Source organism: Paenibacillus sp. NPDC058367 (assembly GCF_042723305.1).
GTDB lineage: Bacteria > Bacillota > Bacilli > Paenibacillales > Paenibacillaceae > Paenibacillus_AQ.
The window spans coordinates 326,781-347,548 of sequence record NZ_JBHXIZ010000003.1 but is presented as its reverse complement, the minus strand read 5'-3'; the positions used below and the strand labels follow the sequence as shown (position 1 = coordinate 347,548).

The 20,768-nt window shown below is 41.8% G+C and carries 23 protein-coding genes; 21 read left to right on the top strand and 2 right to left on the bottom strand.

The genetic code is table 11. From position 1 onward, the window contains the following. The first annotated feature begins 1 nt into the window (after position 1). The 13 genes from xseA (at position 2) to ACFWMP_RS18375 (ending at position 13,616) form a co-directional block, all read left to right on the top strand. Positions 2-1,381 (top strand): exodeoxyribonuclease VII large subunit, encoded by a 1,380-nt coding sequence (gene xseA / locus ACFWMP_RS18435; RefSeq protein ID WP_379424432.1) that lies wholly within the window; start codon positions 2-4, stop codon positions 1,379-1,381. Beyond that, a complete protein-coding gene (gene xseB / locus ACFWMP_RS18430) occupies positions 1,359-1,616 on the top strand; it encodes an exodeoxyribonuclease VII small subunit (RefSeq protein WP_042129807.1) in 258 nt (85 codons plus the stop codon). Before xseA ends, xseB begins: the two co-directional genes overlap by 23 nt. Next, positions 1,603-2,550 (top strand): polyprenyl synthetase family protein, encoded by a 948-nt coding sequence (locus ACFWMP_RS18425; protein WP_042190447.1) that lies wholly within the window; start codon positions 1,603-1,605, stop codon positions 2,548-2,550. The genes xseB and ACFWMP_RS18425 overlap by 14 nt, the downstream gene beginning before the upstream one ends. A gap of 99 nt (positions 2,551-2,649) precedes the next feature. After that, a complete protein-coding gene (gene dxs, locus ACFWMP_RS18420; protein WP_379424431.1) occupies positions 2,650-4,554 on the top strand; it encodes a 1-deoxy-D-xylulose-5-phosphate synthase in 1,905 nt (634 codons plus the stop codon). A 46-nt stretch (positions 4,555-4,600) separates the two neighbouring features. Further along, positions 4,601-5,503: a TlyA family RNA methyltransferase gene (locus ACFWMP_RS18415; RefSeq protein WP_379424430.1), complete on the top strand. Its 903-nt coding sequence runs from the start codon at positions 4,601-4,603 to the stop codon at positions 5,501-5,503. A 219-nt stretch (positions 5,504-5,722) separates the two neighbouring features. Then, positions 5,723-6,088 carry a hypothetical protein gene (locus ACFWMP_RS18410; protein ID WP_262495691.1) on the top strand — a complete coding sequence of 122 codons (366 nt, stop codon included), beginning with the start codon at positions 5,723-5,725 and terminating at the stop codon, positions 6,086-6,088. 148 nt (positions 6,089-6,236) lie between these two features. Further along, positions 6,237-6,686 (top strand): transcriptional regulator AhrC/ArgR, encoded by a 450-nt coding sequence (gene ahrC, locus ACFWMP_RS18405; RefSeq protein ID WP_042190440.1) that lies wholly within the window; start codon positions 6,237-6,239, stop codon positions 6,684-6,686. Positions 6,687-6,745: 59 nt separating this feature from the next. Next, positions 6,746-8,473, top strand: a complete 1,728-nt coding sequence (recN, locus tag ACFWMP_RS18400; protein WP_379424429.1) for a DNA repair protein RecN — start codon at positions 6,746-6,748, stop codon at positions 8,471-8,473. A 138-nt stretch (positions 8,474-8,611) separates the two neighbouring features. Continuing rightward, positions 8,612-9,724, top strand: a complete 1,113-nt coding sequence (spoIVB, locus tag ACFWMP_RS18395) for a SpoIVB peptidase (protein ID WP_081382880.1) — start codon at positions 8,612-8,614, stop codon at positions 9,722-9,724. 199 nt (positions 9,725-9,923) lie between these two features. Continuing rightward, entirely contained in the window at positions 9,924-10,739 is an 816-nt protein-coding gene (gene spo0A / locus ACFWMP_RS18390; protein ID WP_042129795.1) for a sporulation transcription factor Spo0A, read from the top strand. A 184-nt stretch (positions 10,740-10,923) separates the two neighbouring features. Continuing rightward, entirely contained in the window at positions 10,924-11,901 is a 978-nt protein-coding gene (locus ACFWMP_RS18385; protein ID WP_379424428.1) for a tyrosine-type recombinase/integrase, read from the top strand. Between the two features lie 526 nt (positions 11,902-12,427). Beyond that, positions 12,428-12,550, top strand: a complete 123-nt coding sequence (locus tag ACFWMP_RS18380) for a hypothetical protein (protein WP_379424427.1) — start codon at positions 12,428-12,430, stop codon at positions 12,548-12,550. Between the two features lie 517 nt (positions 12,551-13,067). After that, on the top strand, positions 13,068-13,616 hold the full coding sequence (locus ACFWMP_RS18375) for a hypothetical protein (RefSeq protein ID WP_379424426.1): 549 nt from the start codon (positions 13,068-13,070) through the stop codon (positions 13,614-13,616). 355 nt (positions 13,617-13,971) lie between these two features. Here ACFWMP_RS18375 and ACFWMP_RS18370 read toward each other — a convergent pair whose 3' ends face one another. After that, positions 13,972-14,211: a hypothetical protein gene (locus tag ACFWMP_RS18370; RefSeq protein WP_379424425.1), complete on the bottom strand. Its 240-nt coding sequence runs from the start codon at positions 14,209-14,211 to the stop codon at positions 13,972-13,974. Then, positions 14,208-14,450 carry a helix-turn-helix domain-containing protein gene (locus ACFWMP_RS18365; protein ID WP_379424424.1) on the bottom strand — a complete coding sequence of 81 codons (243 nt, stop codon included), beginning with the start codon at positions 14,448-14,450 and terminating at the stop codon, positions 14,208-14,210. Before ACFWMP_RS18365 ends, ACFWMP_RS18370 begins: the two co-directional genes overlap by 4 nt. A gap of 282 nt (positions 14,451-14,732) precedes the next feature. On the opposite strand from ACFWMP_RS18365, the gene ACFWMP_RS18360 reads away from it, so the two are divergent. From ACFWMP_RS18360 to ACFWMP_RS18325, 8 genes are all read left to right on the top strand, one after another. After that, the gene (locus ACFWMP_RS18360; protein WP_379424423.1) at positions 14,733-15,080 is read left to right on the top strand and encodes a hypothetical protein; all 348 of its coding nucleotides are present in this window, start codon (positions 14,733-14,735) and stop codon (positions 15,078-15,080) included. 925 nt (positions 15,081-16,005) lie between these two features. Next, positions 16,006-16,605, top strand: coding sequence for a GIY-YIG nuclease family protein (locus tag ACFWMP_RS18355; protein ID WP_076219110.1), 600 nt, complete (start codon positions 16,006-16,008; stop codon positions 16,603-16,605). Next, positions 16,602-16,829, top strand: a complete 228-nt coding sequence (locus ACFWMP_RS18350; protein WP_076219111.1) for a hypothetical protein — start codon at positions 16,602-16,604, stop codon at positions 16,827-16,829. Before ACFWMP_RS18355 ends, ACFWMP_RS18350 begins: the two co-directional genes overlap by 4 nt. Before the next feature lie 29 nt (positions 16,830-16,858). Then, entirely contained in the window at positions 16,859-17,506 is a 648-nt protein-coding gene (locus ACFWMP_RS18345) for a hypothetical protein (RefSeq protein ID WP_379424422.1), read from the top strand. Positions 17,507-17,532: 26 nt separating this feature from the next. Continuing rightward, positions 17,533-17,718, top strand: a complete 186-nt coding sequence (locus ACFWMP_RS18340; RefSeq protein WP_076219113.1) for a hypothetical protein — start codon at positions 17,533-17,535, stop codon at positions 17,716-17,718. Between the two features lie 640 nt (positions 17,719-18,358). Continuing rightward, a complete protein-coding gene (locus ACFWMP_RS18335) occupies positions 18,359-19,273 on the top strand; it encodes a hypothetical protein (protein ID WP_379424421.1) in 915 nt (304 codons plus the stop codon). A gap of 321 nt (positions 19,274-19,594) precedes the next feature. Further along, on the top strand, positions 19,595-19,900 hold the full coding sequence (locus ACFWMP_RS18330; RefSeq protein ID WP_379424420.1) for a hypothetical protein: 306 nt from the start codon (positions 19,595-19,597) through the stop codon (positions 19,898-19,900). Positions 19,901-20,557: 657 nt separating this feature from the next. After that, positions 20,558-20,768, top strand: a 211-nt coding sequence (locus ACFWMP_RS18325) for a hypothetical protein (RefSeq protein WP_379424419.1), incomplete at its 3' end; no start/stop codon positions are given.

Sequence of the window (20,768 nt, the reverse complement as noted above, 5' to 3'; positions counted from 1 at the left end):
CATGGCGGCAGAGCGGCAGGTCTATTCGATAAAAGAACTCAACCGTTACATCCGCATGAAGCTAGACTCGGATAATTTACTTTCGGATGTATGGATTCGCGGAGAGATTTCCAACTTTACGCATCATGGTAGCGGTCATATGTATTTCACGCTAAAGGATGAGAGCAGTCGGATCAAGGCGATTATGTTTGCTTCTCATAACCAGCGCCTACCCTTTATTCCGAAGGAAGGTGCTCGGGTAATTGCTAGAGGTAATGTGACCGTATATGAACGGGACGGGCAGTATCAGTTCTATGCCACTCACATGCAGCCTGATGGAATTGGTAGTCTATATTTAGCCTATGAGCAGCTGAAGAGCAAGCTTGAGCAAGAGGGGCTGTTTGCAGAAGCGCGTAAACGCCCTTTGCCTCGCTTTCCAAAGTGCATTGGCGTGATTACTTCGCCAACGGGTGCAGCTGTGCGGGATATCGTGATTACTCTCCAGCGGCGGTTCCCGCAGGTGGCTATTGTAATCTATCCCGTACTGGTGCAAGGCAAAGGCGCCGCGCCTTCGATCGTGAAGGCGATTGGAGCGCTGAACCGCATGGGTGAGGCCGACGTGCTTATCGTCGGCCGCGGCGGCGGTTCGCTCGAGGAGCTGTGGGCGTTTAACGAGGAGGAAGTCGCGCGAGCGATATCGGCATCAAGGATTCCGGTCATCTCGGCCGTTGGCCACGAGACCGATTTCACGATTGCCGATTTCGCCGCCGACCTCCGCGCGGCTACGCCCACAGCGGCCGCGGAGCTGGCCGTGCCACACGCCGGCGAGCTAGCTGCGCAGCTTCGCCAGCAGCAACAGCGGCTCCGCCAAGCGCTGCAAAGACGCGCCCAGCGCGGACGCGAGCGTCACGCGGGGCTGGAACGCTCGCTGGCGCTGGCAGGCCCGCGCCGCTCGCTGATGCAGCACACGCAGCGGCTGGATCAGCTGCGTGAGCGGCTCCAGCGCTCAGCGGATGCACGGCTTAGCCGTGCCCGCGAGCGCAAAGCTGTGCTGCATCATAGTCTGCAGCGGTTCCATCCGCACGGCAGTGTTGCCGCTGCGCGTCAGCGCACCGAAAGCATACGCCGTGAGCTGATGGGTGCTATGCAGGCCCGCCTGCAGGAGAAGCGAGCTCGCTATGTAGCGGAGATTCGTCATCTGGATGCACTGAGCCCTCTTAAAGTTATGTCGAGAGGCTACAGCTTAGTCTATGACGAAGCAGAAGAACATTTAATCAAATCGCTGACCGAAGTACAGCTTGGCGATCTTGTAGTGATAAAGATGAATGACGGACAGCTGAACTGCCAGGTATGGGGAATGAAGGAGGATGGCAAAGACGATGACGAAGGAAGCGGAACTTGATTTTGAAGGCGCCATGGACCGGCTGGAGGAAATCGTACGTGAGCTTGAACACGGCGACGTTCCCCTGGAGAAGGCCATCGATTTATTTCAGCAAGGTATGAAGTTATCTCAGCTTTGCGGCAGCAAGCTTGAGCAGGTAGAGCGTAAGATCGAAATGATTACCCTAGAGGACGGAGAACTGCGTAAGAAGCCGTTTGGTGCACGTCTGGAAGGGGACGCCGATGACTCGCTTTGAGCATGAGCTTGAGAGAAGCTCTGAAGGAGAAACAGTGCGTCAGCCACTGGAGGATTACATCGCGTCCTTAAGCGATCTAGTCTCACATGAACTAGAGGTTATTCTCCCCACACAATGGATGGTTCCAGAGAATTTGCAGCAAGCCATGAAGTATTCACTTATGGCTGGGGGCAAACGCCTCCGGCCACTGCTGGTGATTATCGCATGTGAAGCACTAGGAGGAAATCGAGAGGCTGCCCTGCCTGTCGCTGCTGCTATAGAGATGGTACATACCTACTCGTTAGTTCATGATGATTTGCCTGCCATGGATAATGATGATTATCGGCGCGGGAAGCTGACGAATCATAAAGTCTTTGGCGAAGCGACCGCTATTCTTGCGGGTGATGCCCTTCTGACCCATGCTTTCTACAGTGTGGTACAAGCCTCACGTAAATTTGGCGTCCCTGCGGAAAGTGTACTATCCATCGTGGAGGATTTGGCGGAAATGGCAGGCCCTCGTGGTATGGTTGGCGGTCAGATTGCAGATATGGAAGGCGAGCAGGGTCTAACCGATCTTGCACAGCTAAAGTACATTCATCTGCATAAGACAGGAGATTTGATTATCTTTTCGCTACTAGCTGGCGGTCGTATTGCAGGTGCTAACGAGCAGCAGCTTGAGGCTTTGCATAAATTTGGAACAGCCATTGGACTCGCTTTTCAAATCCAAGATGACATTCTAGATTTGGTTGGAGACGAAGGTAAACTTGGCAAAAAAACAGGCAGTGATGTTAAGCAGCATAAAGTAACCTATCCTTATTTTATCGGTCTCGAAGCATCGCGAGAAGAAGTGAAGCAGCTTACAGAAACAGCCCGAAATGCTGTTCTGAACGGTGGTTTTCATGACAGCCAGCGCCTGCTGGAAATTGCAGATTACTTAATGGCACGTGATCACTAATTATGAACTTTCGAAACGGCTGTATTTCGACAGCCGTTTCGTTTGTGTTATAATGGGTTTTATATAATTTACAACATCTAGGAAAGCGGGGAACTATACGTGCTGCTTCCACAAATAAATGATCCTAAGCAACTAAAATCATTGTCAGTCGATGAATTAACTACCTTAGCGGAGGAAATTCGTCGATTTCTGATTGAGAAGCTTACAGCAACTGGGGGGCACCTCGGATCCAATCTGGGAGTCGTGGAGCTCACTTTGGCTTTGCATTATTGTTATAACAGCCCTCGTGACAAAATGATTTACGACGTAGGGCACCAAGCTTACGTCCACAAGATTCTGACTGGTCGTCAAGACCGCTTCGATACCCTGCGTAAATATCAGGGCTTGTGCGGCTTCGTTAAGCGCACCGAAAGTGAGCATGATGTGTGGGAAGCTGGACATAGCAGTACCTCATTATCTGCAGCAATGGGGATGGCGATGGCTCGCGATCTCAAGGGTGAAGACAATAAGGTTATTGCTGTGATTGGTGACGGTGCTCTTACTGGTGGAATGGCGTTTGAAGCACTTAACCATATTGGCCATGAGAAGCGTAAGCTGATGGTTATTTTGAACGATAATGAAATGTCAATTGCTCCTAATGTAGGGGCGATGCATAATTATCTAAGTAAAATACGTTCAGATCGCCACTATTTGCGTGCCAAAGACGAGGTCGAAGGGCTGCTTAAGAAGATTCCTGCCATCGGAGGACGATTAGCGAAGACTGCTGAACAGTTAAAGAATAGTCTCAAATATATGATGGTACCTGGAGTATTGTTTGAAGAGCTCGGGTTTACGTATCTCGGTCCTGTAGACGGACATGATCTGGAGAAGATGATTGATACCTTCCACCAAGCAGATAACGTGGCTGGACCTGTGTTGGTACATGTACTAACAACTAAAGGTAAGGGCTACAAACCGGCTGAGACCGATTTCTATAAATCACATGCCATTTCACCATACAAAATTGAGTCGGGTCAGGCGCTTAAAGCTGTGGGTCCTCCAATGTACACGGAAGTATTTGGCGAGACGCTGATCGAACTGGGTCGGGAAGATTCCCGTCTGATTGCTGTTACACCTGCGATGCCAGGAGGCTCGGGTTTATTTCCTTTTGCTAAGGAATTTCCCGATCGTATGATTGATGTCGGGATTGCCGAGCAACATGCGGCTACGCTTTGTGCAGCTTTGGCTATGGAAGGGATGAAGCCGGTATATGCGGTGTATTCTACCTTCATGCAGCGTGCCTATGATCAGATCGTCCATGATATTTGCCGGCATAACGCGAATGTTATGTTCGCCATTGACCGCGCGGGGTTTGTAGGTGCGGATGGTGAGACTCATCAGGGTGTGTACGATGTTGCTTTTATGCGCCATATTCCGAATATGGTGATGATGATGCCAAAAGACGAAAATGAGCTGCGTCATATGATGAAGACGGCGCTTGAATATAATGACGGTCCGATTGCTTATCGCTATCCGCGTATTAACGGTACAGGTGTAGCAATGGATCCTGAGCTGCGTACTATTCCAATCGGATCATGGGAACGACTGCGTACAGGCGAAGGTTATGCTGTTGTAGCCTGTGGACCTATGGTTCAAGTGGCTGAAGAAGCCGCTGATTTACTGAAGCGGGAAGGGATTCAGGTAGGCGTCGTGAATGCGCGGTTCCTGAAGCCACTCGACAACTCCATGCTGCTTGATTTGGCTCACGCTGGAACCAACATGGTTGTTATTGAAGAGGCTTGCCAAGCGGGAAGCCTCGGAAGCTCGGTATTAGAATTCTACGCAGAGAATGAAATTTATGATGCTCGTGTACATCTGATGGGTGTACCTGACATCTTTGTGGAGCACGGCTCTATTAAAGAACAGCGCCAGGAAACAGGTCTTACTGTAGAAGCGCTATGTGCACGTATCAAGTCCATGATGGCTTTGAGTGCTTATAACTACAAAACAACTTCGTCTTCCTAAATGGAAGCCGGAAATTAGCAACCCTTTGAACGATCGGGAGATGACCATGGAACACCGTAAAGAACGGATAGATGTACTACTTGTTGAGCAAGGTTTTTATGAAAGCCGTGAGAAGGCTAAAGCAGCCATTATGGCAGGACTGGTGCTCGCGGATGAAGAACGCATTGAAAAGGCTGGTATGAAGGTGTCACGGGAGGCTACCCTTAAGGTTAAAGGCTCTGTGCATCCATATGTCAGTCGTGGGGGCCTAAAGCTGGAGAAGGCTCTACGCCAATTTAATATTGATCTTACGGGACGGACCATGCTGGACATCGGTGCTTCTACTGGAGGCTTTACGGATTGTGCACTTCAGAATGGGGTAAGCCATGTGTACGCGATTGATGTTGGCTATAATCAGCTGGATTGGTCGCTGCGTAATGATGAACGCGTTAGTGTGATGGAACGAACGAATTTCCGATATATGACGCCTCCAGATTTGGTGGGTCCGATTCCAGATTTTGCGAGTATTGATGTTTCATTTATCTCCTTAAAAATAATTCTTCCACCGCTCAAAGCTTTGCTTAAGCGCCCGGCGGATATTGCTGCGCTGATCAAGCCACAGTTTGAGGCAGGACGGGAGAAGGTTGGTAAATCAGGTGTAATTCGTGATTCTGCTGTTCATAAAGAGGTATTAATTAATGTACTGACCATGGCGGCAGAGCTGGGTTACCAGCTGCAGGGATTAACCTTTTCACCGATTACAGGTGGGGAGGGCAATATTGAGTTTCTTGCTCACTGGAGACTAACGCCTGAATCGGCGGAAACTGAAGAAGGTACATTACAGCCTTCAGATGCTGTATCATCAGTCATTCCAGTGGAGGATTCTCCATCCCTAGCGGATGAAGTGATTAAGCAGGCTACGGGTACTTTTAATGTAAATTCGACTCATGGAAACTCATCGCGCCGGTGAGTTTCTTTTTCCATATGGAAAATAACAATTATTCGGAAAGCTTCTAAAAAGGCAGCTTAGAAGAAGGAATTGGCATGGCTTCACGCGAATAAATCACCGAGGTGATTGATAGTGGCGGGTAGCTCTGACAAGGTCGTCATGGCGTTTATTGGAGTAGCATTATCGATTTTTATAATTTATCGGATATATATATGGCTGCAAAGTTCTCCGCGTTCTTTCATGAAGGATCAGATCCCGTTTAATAAAGTGATTATTCCTCACCCATCTATAGACATACTAGAGGATGAAGGGTACGAGGTCGTTGGAGGGAAGCTCAAAATCCCGTTGTCCTTCAACGTAAACGGGGCGCAGATGTATAGCCGGTTATTTATAGATTATGTGGCGACTAAAGAGGAAGGATCAATATATTTGGTTATTCTTTCTAGACCACGCAAACCTTTGGATTTCACAGGCAGTGGCTTACGAGATACCTTGCTTCCGTACTTGCTGATTTATCCGGAATGTAGCGGAGTTTTGTATGTAAATACTGCAGCGGGATCTATTCAAGTGATTAAGCTTGGCAGAGATGACGGAGAATCAAACTGAGTCCATATTTAACTAGGTGTATGCTTCCGAAGTAGTTTTGCCGAAGCAATTCGGGGAGCATCGCTTACAAAACTAAGTCCATGCTTCCGATGTAGTTTTGTCGCTGCTAATCTGGAAGTGTCGCTTACAAAACTTTTAGGAGGCAACAATGAAGGGTCAACGACATATTAAGATACGTGAGATTATTACGCAAAAGGATATCGAGACACAGGACGAGCTGGTAGAAGCCTTGCGTGAATCTGGTTTCCAGGTTACCCAAGCTACAGTATCTCGAGACATTAAAGAGCTATTGCTCATCAAGGTTCCTATGGATGATGGAAGATACAAATATTCGCTTCCAACTGACCAACGGTACAATCCAATACAGAAGCTGAAGCGCGTTTTGGTGGATAATTTTGTGCAGATCGATTCATCGGCTAATCTTGTGGTGATGAAATGCTTACCAGGGACGGCTAACTCAGTCGCTGCTTTGATTGATAATATTGACTGGCCACAAATTATGGGGACCATCTCTGGTGATGATACCATTCTAATTATTTGCCGCCAGCCTGAGGACAGTAAGACTGTAATTTCACAAATCATGGGTTACATTTCTTAAATTATAAGAAAGTATAAATTTCATTATATTCTTATCATCTTCTCGGAGGTGCTCTATTAGTGTTAGAAACCTTGTCTATCCGCAATCTAGCCGTCGTTGAGGCGGTAGATGTGCATTTTTATCCTGGCTTCCATGTGCTCACAGGGGAGACTGGGGCAGGTAAATCCATTATTATTGATGCGCTTGGACTGATTGCCGGAGGGCGCGGCTCCGCGGATTCTATTCGTTACGGTTGTGAAAAAGCAGAGATGGAAGCGCTCTTCAGCCTCCCAAGCGGTCATCCCGTCTGGGATACTTTAGAGCGTCTTGGCATTGAGGCTCAGCGTGAGGAGCATCTTATAATACGCCGTGAGCTCACCTCTCAGGGTAAAAGTACATCACGTGTAAACGGACAGATGGTCAATCTTACTATGCTACGTGAAATTGGCGAGCAGCTGGTTAATATTCATGGACAGCATGAACACCAAAACTTATTGAAGGCAGAACGACATTTGGGACTGTTAGATACATACGGCGAACCCATTATCGGGCCGCTAAAAGCGGTATATCAGGAAAGGTATTCAGCCTTTGCAAAAGTGGAGAAAGAGCTCCGAGAGCTGCAGGAATCTAGCCAAAAGGCTTATCAAATGCTTGATTTGTACCGTTTTCAGTTAGAAGAAATTTCATCTGCAGCATTAAAACCGGGAGAAGATGAATTACTTGCCGAAGAACGGGTCAAACTATCCCACAGTGAGAAAATGATGGATTCCGTATCCGGTGCATATGAGCTTCTCTACGATAGACAAGGCTTAGAATCCATAGGTAATGTCATTTCCAGACTCGAGGATGCGGTTCGTTATGATGAAAAGGGTCTTAAATCCGTGCTTGAGCAGCTGCAATCTTCTTATTATCAACTAGAGGATGCTGCATTTCAGCTTCGTGATTACCGAGAAGAGATCGAATTCAATCCACAGCGACTCGAAGAAATCGAGAATCGTCTCGATTTAATTACCGGCCTCCGCCGTAAATACGGAGATAGTGTAGAACAGATCTTGGCTTATTATGAACAAATCCATCGGGAAACCGATCTGCTTGAGAATAAAGATGAATATCTGGAGAAACTGACGACCAAACGCGATGCATTGCTGTCTGTATTGATGGAAGCAGCTACTGAATTAAGTGAAGCACGGAAGCTGTGTGCGTCTGATTTAGCCACGCAAGTGGAGAGTGAGCTTAAAGATCTTCAGATGGAAAGAACTTCGCTACAGGTTAAATTAGACACGTTGGAGGACCCACGTGGAGTTGATTATAAGGGTCGGCGTATTCGTCTTACAAGACAAGGGATCGACATTGCGGAATTTATGATTTCCCCTAACCCTGGCGAGCCGTTAAGACCTCTTGGCAAAATTGCCTCGGGTGGTGAGTTGTCGCGAATTATGTTGGCAATGAAGAGTATTTTTGCGCGTCATGATGCGATTCCAGTTCTGATTTTTGATGAGGTAGATACCGGTGTGAGTGGTCGGGCTGCTCAATCCATTGCAGATAAACTGTATAAGCTGTCCTCCACTTGTCAGGTGTTCTCCATTACGCACTTACCGCAGGTGGCTTGTATGGCTGATCATCAGTACTTAATCCGCAAAAAGGTTGAGGACGGAAGAACCATGACGGAAGTGGAATCACTCTCGAATGATGGACGTGTAATGGAGCTGGCCCGAATGCTGGGTGGGGTGGAAATTACCGAAAAAACATTGCACCATTCGCAGGAAATGCTTAATTTGGCCGAGGCAAGTAAGGCTGCAACAAGCTAAGCGGAACAATGATTGACAGTAATAAAAGCCTGGGGGCAAGGTTATCTTATAGGTACGCAATTGGCGACCACCTTTTTCGTCAAGCGAAAGAAGCAAAAGGGAGCGTGACAGCCATTGAAGCCTAACCTCAGGAAGTTAATGCCAGGCCTTTTATTTGCCTTCTTTCTTAGTTTATCGGGCATAACGGGAACCCACCAAAGTTTTGCCGCACCACTGAACAGTGAACCTGCCAAGGTGACTGCGCATGGAATGAAACCGGAACTGAAGGTGATCCCGGGAGGTCAAACGATCGGAGTAAAGGTGAAATCAGCAGGTGTTCTGGTTGTTGGACATCATCTGATTGAAGTATCCGAGAAATCCAAGCTTTCCCCAGGTGAGGTCAGCGGTTTGGTGCCAGGTGATTTGATGATCTCCATTGATGGAGAGAAGTTGGACGAGTTATCTAAGGTGGCCAAGCTTGTGGATCGTGCTGGAAAAGCGAATAATTCTCTGACGATTGTCTTTAAACGCGCTGGGAAAGAGCATACAGCCAAGCTGAAACCTGCGTATGATATTAATGACAAAGTCTGGAGGTTAGGCCTGTACATTCGAGATTCTGCAGCGGGTGTCGGCACGTTAACTTTTTATGCCCCGAAACAGGGGGTTTATGGAGCTTTAGGACATGTGATTACGGACATGAATACAGGAACACCAATTGTTGTTGGCAGCGGTCATATTGTTCAGTCCAGTGTAACTTCGATTTCTAAAAGCCAGGATGGCGATCCGGGTGAGAAACGAGCCCATTTCTTAAAAGAAAGCCAAGTGCTTGGTAATGTGGAGAGTAACACAGATTTTGGCATCTTCGGTAAAATGAGTCGTAATCCCGAGCATAGTCTTTATAAAGAACCTATTCCTGTAGCAATGAGCAATCAAGTCAAGGAAGGTCCAGCTGAAATTCTTACCGTTGTAGATGGGCAGCAGGTAGAACGATTTAAGGTTGAGATCATTCATGTGGCACATCAGCAGACGCCGGCGACGAAGGGTATGGTCATTCGTATCACAGATCCGCGATTAATTGATAAGACAGGTGGTATCGTTCAAGGGATGAGTGGAAGTCCAATCGTTCAAAATGGACGGCTCATCGGCGCTGTAACTCATGTGTTTGTAAATGATCCTAAGTCCGGCTATGGTTGCTTCATCGAATGGATGCTTAAGGATTCTGGTGTAACCCTACAGGAGAATAGGTATCCATTAAATCTTAAGGCGGTTTAGCCTTAAGATTTTTTTGTCGAAGGAATACGAAGATCATCGAACTTTGAAATAAAATATTTAATTATAATCCATGCCAGAAAAAAAATAAAGAAAAATAATTTTCGACAGAAGGGAATTCAATCTCCATGTCGAAAATGTTAAGAGACAAGAAAAAAATGTTATTTTCGAATAGCAGATATAATTAAGGAGGAAGCAGCCAGTGCAGAATATTGAAGTGTTGTTGGCCGATGATAACAGGGAGTTTACGAATTTGCTTTCCGAATACATTTCTGAACAAGAAGATATGACGGTAACGGGTATCGCCTACAATGGTGAAGAAGTGCTTCAAATGCTAAGCGAAGCACGCAAAGTTCCCGATGTCCTTATTCTTGATATCATCATGCCACATTTAGACGGTCTGGGTGTCTTGGAACGTCTGCGTGATATGGATCTGAATCCTCAACCGAAGATCATCATGCTGACCGCTTTTGGTCAGGAGAACATCACTCAAAGAGCTGTACAGCTTGGTGCATCCTATTATATTTTGAAACCGTTCGATATGGAGGTCCTGGCAAATCGTGTACGTCAGCTTGTAGGGGTCCAAGGCAGCATGAGCTCATCCTCTAACATGTACAACTATTCGTCGACGTCCAGATCGAATGTAGTGCCGCTTACGAAGGGCAAGAATCTTGATGCTAACATTACCTCGATCATCCATGAAATCGGTGTTCCAGCACATATCAAGGGCTATCAGTACCTGCGCGAAGCGATCACCATGGTATATAACAATATCGAGATCCTTGGTGCGATTACAAAAACACTCTATCCAGCCATAGCAGAGAAATTCAAGACCACGCCTTCACGCGTAGAACGCGCGATTCGCCATGCAATTGAAGTGGCTTGGACCCGTGGCAACATCGACTCCATCAGCCATTTATTCGGCTACACCATTAATATCTCCAAATCTAAGCCTACTAACTCGGAATTTATTGCCATGGTAGCAGACAAGCTGCGGATTGAGCATAAGGTTAGTTGAAAGGGTTAGGGGCAGTGCGTGGTAAGGGATTGTGGGTTGCTGGTAGGTGTTTACAGTCAGAACAATTATGGCGGTAAACATCTTAAATCAGCCGCTTGAAGCCAACTAACTTCTATATGATAAATGTACTGATACCGTTGTTTATTGGGTTTGTCAAAAACCTAATGAAGGGCGGTATTTTTTTATGACAGACATGCAATTTCAATTGGACAACTTTATGCTTTATTGTTCATCCAAGAATTTGTCACGGAAAACACTTGCGAGTTACGAACAGACACTGAAGCTTTTTATGCTGTATCTTAAAAACGAATTCCAAATTGAAGAAGTCAAGAAAATTCAAACAGGACATATGAGGCACTACATCAAGTATCTAAGGGAGCGTGGCAAATACACAGTAGTTGCTGCGTCAAATTCAAATCATAACAACCATCCAGAAGGCAGAAAAGATTACAACTCAGAAGTATCAACGTCTACAATTTCTAATTACGTCCGAAATATCAAAGTTTTTTTCAATTACCTTTATCAGGTCGAAAAAGAAATTACCAAGAATCCTATGGAGAAAATAGAGAATCCTAAAGTTGAACGCAAGTTAAAGCAAACTTTGTCACCTAATCAGCTCAAAGGTATTTTTAATCAATTTGAATCCAGTACATTTCATGGTTACAGAAATCGTGTGATCACCAGACTACTTCTTGATACTGGAATGCGTGTTGGTGAATGTTTGAGTTTATTGCCTGAGAATATTGACTTCCAGCATAAGAGTATCCATGTGATAAACGCAAAAAACAAACAAGAACGTTTCGTTTATTTTTCCTATAAAACTGCAAATGAGTTAAAATCATGGTTGCGGTTCAGAGATAGATATTCTGACAGTCCATTTATGTTTCCTACCACCAAAGGTACGCAGCTTGAAGTGCGGAATTATGAACGAGCTTTACGTCAAGCTGGTGAAAAAGTTGGAGTTCATGTCCACCCACATCTGTTAAGAAACAATTTTGCAAAATATTATATATTGAATGGAGGGGATTGGTTTAGTCTTTGTAGAATATTAGGTCATTCCTCAGTGGAGGTTACTCAAAAAGCATATCTTGATTTTTCAGACGAAGAGATTGGGAAGAAATATCAGAAACATAGTCCGCTGACTTTCATTGAAGAGTTATGATGCTGATTAATGTATCTGTCAGATTGATATGCAAAGGAAGGTGGATATTAATTCTAATGCTGCAACTATGCCAGAAGATGCTGATGTTGTACGATATATCATTAGATCTTCAATAAGCTTAGAGTTTAGAAGAATATCTGATTAGCGGCAAATTAAAGTGTGGAAGGATGATCATTTCTTTACTCTCAGAGACGCTCTCAGAGCGATTCAAATATCAGTGGATACCTTCTGTAGAAACAGAATAGGTAAATCTGCCCATAGAGGATACAGCGGCATTTAAATGATGTGGGATGGTTGTGGTGAGGTATGATTTGATTTTTGGTTTTGGGAAAACTTGCATTTATATATTTTTGTGCTATTATTTTCCTTGTTATTTGCATACAAAGAGTAATCCGTCACTTTTTGAGGGTGGGCGGATTATTTCTTTTTGTTCATGTCTTTCAGGACAAAGAAGTATTTTTCACAAAGAAGCACTACGCAAAAAGTAATCCATCAACTTTCTCAGGGTTGGGGGGTGGATTACTCTTTGTCATTTTACCTGTATCAACGTATTTCGCTTCCGAAGGAAGCCATGGGCGAAGCCCAACAAGCGAAGCGTCCAAAGGCGAAGCCGCCCCAACGGGGAACCCCGTTCACCGGAGATATATAAGAGAATATTAAAGATATAAAAAAGAATATTATATCCTAATTTCGGAGGGTTGAATCACGCCGCAGAGCCTCGTCAGAGGGCAAAACGGAGGTTTCAATCACGGAGCAGCGTGTCAAAATTTGCTCTCAATCCCTTGTCCCATAAGGCTTTCCTCACATCCACTGGCATATCCTAATCTCAGGGGTTTCGATCACGTCCAGAGGCTCCCTCGAAACCGAACATTTGAGGGTAAAATCAAGGGGTGTAGAATGCTTGAAAAACATTTAGATACCCCTTTTCCTCTATTACTCTATGTCTACTATTTAAATCGAATATTAGCGCAATTCAATAGGATTCGTAAGCTGTGATACAACTTTTTCGATTCTGTAGTAGAAGAAAATATAGTTTTAGATTGGTAGCGTCATATTACGCTAACGGGTATGATAACTTAATTAGTTCGAGAAAACTTCAGGTATGGTGAGTTTGCAAAATTTATAAAAGAGAAGGTTACGCGAAAATTACTGTTGGAGGGTCGTCTGTGGAATCAAAATTAGAAATCATTGAAAGTGCTTTAAATAAAGTGGAGAGTAGATATCACGATGTTATTACTACTTATTCTACTAATGTTATTAGGGAAAGAGTTTTTTGTTATGAATTGTATCATCAGATAAGAATGATTATGGGAGACGAACCTGAGTTATCGTTGTGTGGTGAAATTGATAAGAGAGGTCATCGTGACTTCAGGAGAGTAGATCAGAAAAACCCAGATTTTATTCTGCATAGTGCTGGCTCGCATTCTAATAACGAAATAGTAATTGAAGTAAAAGGTGTATTAGTTAAGAAGCAAATAAAAAAAGATTTCCAAACAATTAGCATATTTATACGGGATTATAATTACAGGAACGGAATTTTTATTTTGTATAATTATTCGTTATACGAATTTATTGAAAAATTTATGAGGTGGTTTAGTGAGGATATTTCTACGTTTGACAATACCTCAGATAACATCTATGTAATGTGTAAGAAGGATGGAGATTCCAAAACAGAAAAAATTCTATTGAGTGATCTCATAAGTAGCTATGCATAATAACATATCTACGCATCAAGGCATATACCCTTTTTGTCAGGCTGAAATTCATTGAGCTAATGTGTAATGTTAGCTCAATGACCAGCGAAAATCTAGGACTTTATTTTCATGTCCTTGGCTATAGCTTTATCAATTACTAGGCTCAGTCTAAAACTTATTAATGAAGTCTGACGGTATGATAAATCAAAAGCCACGTGGGACAAAAACATTTTTTGCTGACACCGTGGCAGTCGTTACTGGATGAAAATGTGAGTATGGTGCTGAGAACAAACCATTATAAAGTTTAGCACTTCCTTTTCCCTTAGTCAGGGGAACAAGCAGGAAGAGCCACGAAGTATATGAGCGAATGAGCCGCTTACTCCGCTTCAACAACTCTCTGTTTCATGTATTTTTGTTTCGTTCCGTCACAGATTCCTAAATCCAGCTCTAGATGAAAAAGGAAATTAGATATCGCATTGTGTTCTTCATCAGTTAGCACAGTGTTTTCAGTTTGATAATGATTCAGCAGCGTAACCAGACAGAAGTCTTTCGGAATGAATACCCCATCTTTGCTTTTGATAACTCCCATCTCATTCAAAGCATTATCAGAGATCATAGTTCATTCTCCTTTTTATTCCCTACGATAGTAAACAATTCGTCCAGCGTTATATCCAAATACCCACAAACGTTTGCCAGTAAAGAAGCTGGGAGTCTTGCTCCTTCAACATCATTGTTAGCCAACTTGTAGATTGTACCTATTCTTTCGTTGGTTTCTTTCGACAGTTTGTATGGTGTAATTTCTTTATTGGTAAGGATTTGAGCAAGATTGCAATGAAGAGAAAACATGTTTTTCATAATACTCCTCCAATGAATAAATAATAAACTATTGACATTAAACGTCTATAGTCCTATAGTTTAAATATAGTCGTTTAACGTATATAAACTTAAAACGATCATATCATTTTAATGAAGGAGTGTATATATATTTCCTTGTTTAACTATGCCTATTTTACGAAGGAGAATGATCTATAATGCTGGGAAACGGAAAGACCTACGAATCAATACTCAATGACCTTGGAAATTCAAAGAAAACTTGGCTAGAACTTCTACAATACAACAACGTACATCCCATTTTGGTTGCAAAAACTGGACTTTTTATTACAAAACGAAGCTGATCTGAGAGAGTGGAACGGCTTCTGGAGTGGTAATATTGATACAATTCCTGCTGATATCTGTGATTTTCGCCAGCACAAAATGCAACATGTGCAATCGAAAATTTCATTTTCTGAATTTGAATCGTTGTATTGTAACAGCAAGAAACTAGCTCTGGAAGCATTATTCATTGAAGCTGTCCCTGCGTGGATGGTAGAGCTTCTGGAGGCATCAGGAATTACAGGTGAATGGATATACCATGCAAGAATGAATGATACTGTGGAACATGTGTGGAACTTAATTAGTGGAGAGAAAACACGAAAAACAGCATGAGTATTCAAAAAAAAGGGCGACCCGAAAAGTCGTCCTTTACTATTTTATAGAAATTCATCACTTTTCATCAACTGGCGAGTTGGGTGGAGTACTCTTTGTCGCTTTCAAAGGAAACCTTGGGCGAAGCCAGTAAAATGTTAATTGGTTGGGTACTACTTTTCTTTTATAAGCCTATAGATCATCACGCCAAACAGAGTAAGAACAATCACAATAAATATTAGAATCCATGGATTCCCAACAATGAAATAACTGTCATGGTATTGAAAATCTTCGCTTAAAGGATACATAGCCACTTCCCTAGATATTGCGTAGTCCTATTTTTGTTCTGTGACGAGAAGGTTTGAAGCATGAATATGGGGCTGAGAGCAATTCAAATAGAGTAGAGCGCCTCTTAAAAGACTGAAGCATGGGAGTGTTGGAGTAGCAAAGAGAGAGCGGTACAACGTATAGGAGCTGCTCTGGTGACAAGTCAGGAAAAGTGTGCGTTTGAAATTATCTTTCAACGCAAAAAAAAGAGCATCAAAATGCTCTTGACTATTTGAGATATAGTAAAGTATAGTAAGCACACATATTTATCTGTACTAAAAATGATGTTTATACAGATATCACATTATAAATTTTCAGTTTATGTGATAACTATAATCTGAAAAGACTTGAATGTCAACAAAAAGAGATTGTCAGTACCCATGAAGGTTATTCGTATTACCTAGGAAGGAGCAAAAAATCATTCTGATAAATATGAATATACGATTCTTAGATGTGAAGATGAATGTAATAGAGCTAACGAATGAGAAATTTCAAATGTCCTACGTTAAGGGGTTTGGATTAGGTGGTTGCTTTGTCATTATCGTTTATTTGATATGGAGAGCCTGGAATAACAGAGATAAATAAACATAAGATAACACCTTTAGGAGATTGACGCAGAATGTTAATAGCAATCACAGAGAAAACTACTGAAGAAGAAAAATGGAGTGTGTATTATGAGTCCCTAAAATACAGAAAATTGTTATTTTCATTTCTAGGATGTGAGTCGAATTTTCGTAGTGTTGAGTATGAGAATCCTTATGACATAGAGGCAGACGTAGAAGCTGTATATGGCTTGAAAAATGCTTATTCAACTATATTAAATGTTGGTGCATCAAGGAAGGTTCGAAGCAGAACAATCCAAAAATATATTGGAATGGCATCTGGTTCCTTGGCTGATATGAATTTCCATGGGTTTTACTGTGGTGGTGTTACGGTTTGGTACGTATCCTCATATGTAGATATGTTGCTTCTTGAACTGGAGTTAATTAATAGGTATAAACCAATCTTGAATTATCAAAAAGCTTTTTATGATACAGGCATATATAAGTATCTGATAAACGAATATGTAAAAATAGACAGAGTATGGAAAAGGGGTCCAGCGTATTTTAATAGTATAAGGGGAAAATCAATACATGATGAAAACTTCAAGCCAACAGTTGAATGGATTGAAAACTTGGGGAATAAACAATTCAAAACTAAACGGAGGTTCGCTATATGAGTAGTGATAAATCCATGATGCTAGACAAGCTATCTACTGAACTCAAAGAGGTTAAGGAACAATTGAAGGCTATTCAGAGTGAGGGGATTGAGAATACCTCACATTTTACCCTACCAGCACGAGTAAGAAGACTAGAGCAGCTACTAGCGACGAACTGGATGGATATTAAAACCTGTTGGACTCGGATTGGTGAATTGGAACGCGAAATTGGTAGAATCAAGTAAAATTCACTTGAAGAACTGGAGGGATGGACTTGCAAATTACAATATCTGAGGACTGCATGATGTATATCTATTTAAAAGACAGCGAGGAACACAAGCATGAGAGAACTAAGACGCGCTCTGATATATGTTGTTTCCTTCTTTACGATGCTGCGGACAATTTGTTAGGAATAAGAATTATTAACAAGCGAGATGGTGATGAGTCCCTAATTGATATACATTTGCCCAAAGTTGGTGAGGTGGAGTTTCCGATGTACAACGCAATAATTACTGAATCAGAGCAGGAGATACTTATTCTCTTTGATCAGGATACTCCTATTGCAAAGGAAGCTGCTCATACATGCGTTATTGATGTTTGCAAATCAGGCATTATTGGGATTGAGCCATTACCATACGTTAACGTTGGCGGAAAAGAGATGATGAAGCCCTTCATAATTCGTGACGAGGCTAATCCAGTGTATTATGTGCTTTCGCGTCCAGCCATGTGTATTTGTAGTAGTAATAGCTTTGCAGAGATAGAAAAAGAAAATGAAGATTTAGAAATGTGTCAAGGGTGGGAGTGCGTGGAATGTGGACAAGTGTATTTTCTCATGAGAAAGGAACTTGGTGAGCTGCCAAAAAATGCTGATATGTCAGTTGAAGAGGCAATACGCTTGTCTAGGGAAGAGCGCGAAAAATAATATTTCTATAATGGAGGAATAGAAACATGGAAGCGAATATCAATGAGAAATTGTCAGAACTTGAGCAAAGGGTACATCTCATGAACATAGAAGCTGGTTATAACGATGTGGCAAAAGCTGCTATGTTGCAGATGTATGAGGAACTAAAGACAATGTACGACAATATTCAAACTGAAATGAGTGAAATTAAAACAATGATCGCTACAAATTAGCTTGAAACAGTGATGGATCTTATCCGTTCTCAGATTGTTAAAGTCAGTTATGAGCAGATATATTGAAGACACAGTGAACGTGAACTGAAAGGTTTGAGTATTTCGAAGTCCATGGAGAGTAGAGTTTTGTTCCCTATCTGCGGACTTCGAAAGGAGCTGAATTGAAGTGGATTACGTAAAATGACAGGTAGCTTTTTTTAAGCTCTTATTACTACCGAGAAAGCATATGAAATTTGCAAACCACAATGACCACGTTCGATAAGTTAGGATATGACTGTTCAGTTTGCTGACAAACCGTCCAATAACAGGGTATCCATTTTTAATTTGTAGTGACAAAAGTCTCGAAATCAGGATATACAGATCAAAAGTAAACGGAATGATGTTAGCCATGTTTAATAAGAATTAATCTCAGAAGTCTTGAAATGGAACTAATGACAATAAGCTGAAAATTAGATTAATAAGGATGTTACGACGATGCCAAATCTCCTGATAATAGGACATATTAAATATTATTAATATACTCCCTTAATAAAGATTAATATCTCTTAGCAAGCGAAGCTTACTAATTCTTTGATTGGCTTCGCCTAATGCCCTTCGGGCAGAATTACCAAAAAATTTATACATTGGAGACTAGAGTAACTTGGAGAAGTTATATGGAAGCGTAAAGATTAAATCATCTTGGTTCGACCAAAAAAATAAAAAAAGAAAGATTTTGGATATAGGCTACAAAGGACTTAACATGTACTTGACTCTATGCAAATATAGACTGAAAAGAGAAAATTTAAATGAGGAGTTCTTATTCTATACTACAATCACAGAATTAAGGCATGAAAGTGGTTATTCTGCTGATGAAACCATAGAATTATTGAAATTGCTCATAAGAAAGAAGATTATTAAACTAGAAAAGCCAACTAGATGGGACAGGTTAAAAGATGAAAAAAAAGAAACTAAAGTTAAAGAGCTAATTGTGCTGAGAGCAATTGATGTGCCACAGACTGTTTCAGTTATGAAAGAAGGACAGCGAGTGGACGAGATAAAGAGTGCTGATGATTTATGGATTTCTGTAGATTTAGACATGCTCGAATTGTATAAGGGAAAAAAACTAAGTGACAAATACCTTCCATTACATTGCTTGATGTCTAAGTTGTCAAATGGTCTAGAACAAAAGGCTTTTATGACGATTACAAAGATGGCAGCAACATTGGGAAGTCATCAAGATACAATCCATAAATATATCAAAGTTATGAATGAGAAAAATGTGTTATGTTCTTTTTATAGAAATAACGGAAAAGGTGGAAAAAAGCTTGAGCATAAGATTTGCAAAAGTGTTATGAAATATGAAGATTTCTTAAAAATAAATAAAGAGACTATGAATAGAAATACTCAACGGTGGAATAGCAAGGAAGATGTTGAGGAGATTGAATTTATAGGTGAAGACGATGATGGTTTAGATTTTGAGGAAGAGGACTTTGAAGACGAACAAGAGAGTGAAGACTTTAATATCAGCGGCATGACGTTAGAACATGGATATGATGAACAAGGAATCTACCATTGAGGGTTTACTTGAAAGCTGGAATGCGTTATGAGGATTCTAAAACGAAATAAGGTATCGGGCTACCATATTAATCGGGTAGCCTGTTTAACAGTTCTACGCCGCGACGCCTGTTACCTAGCGATAGTATTTGTGAAAAAGCCTTGAAATGCCATTAATTCAATCGCTGAGAGCTGCTAATTTTGAGTGAAGCTGAAATTGAAAGAAATCAAAAAGTTGGCTGAAGTTTACATGAATTGAAAACAATGAACGATAGCAAGTATCATACGAAATTATATTATTCATATTAACAACTAAAATTCCATAGATGAAAGGTAATTCAATATGAATGAAGATATCAGAGGCTTACAGAATGAGTTACAGGATTTTATAAGGGAACAAAGGGAGAGTAACAAGCGAGTAGAGGATATGCTGGAGGAATTGGTAGAGAAACTTGCGGTTAGCGATGGTTCAGCACTGAGGGAAGAACGATTTGGGAAAAGATTGGAGCAACTAGAAAGAGTGATCATGCTTGTGAAGGCTGACATGCCAAGGTTGACCAAAAGAGTCAATGAGCTTGATTCAGATTTCACTGATATGAGATATATATATATAGATGGCGAATATGATATACAACAGGAAGGAGCCTAGCGATAGTCTCCTTTGTTATAAGTGGAGGCTACAAGGAATTTTCACTAGGGCATTTTAAAACCTATTCTCATGGCTTAACTCTCCAGATGTCCATGTCTCAAGGACACTTTGTTGAAAATCTATAATTAGTAGTAGATAAATACATTATTTGTAATTAATGTAGTTTTTATATATGAAAAGTGTTACCTAATCCATATTAGGTAACAGACAGACTGTGGCATAGTATCCAGAAGAACGTATGGATAGTCATAATCATTCGCAATAGAAAGGAATGGTTTAGTATTTTAGAAGCGTTTAGCATTTGAGAGGGAAACATGATCCCAACGCTACAATACATGTCTTAAGCTTCATTACTGGACTTGAGGAAGCAGGAGAGAACAATAATTTGAAATGAAATTAAGCGTATACAGTCCAATGTATATCATTCTGAGAATGAAAGCCAAGCGAAGAAGATTATCAGTAGTATAGCGTTTGTTTAAGGAGTAACCTTTCACCATCAACTTACTTAAATAGGACAAACAATTTCAAAAAATAACCAAGTGACAACTGGTATAATGTAAATACCAAGATTTTAGTTTATGCATAGTTTTGAATTTTGTCTTATTGATAATTAAAAACAATGAAAAATAAATTATTACTTTTAGTGGAGGGACAGAGATGCTAGATGACAAAGATAAACCGTTAATAACTGAATCAAGTGAGTTGAAGGAAATTCCTAGCGCATATGATGCTGCAAAGATAGGAATTGCACCTGAAGTGCTGAAGCTAGGGAGCGCATATGATGCTGCAAAGATAGGAATTGCACCTGAAGTGCTGAAGCTAGGGAGCGCATATGATGCTGCAAAGATAGGAATTGCACCTGAAGTGC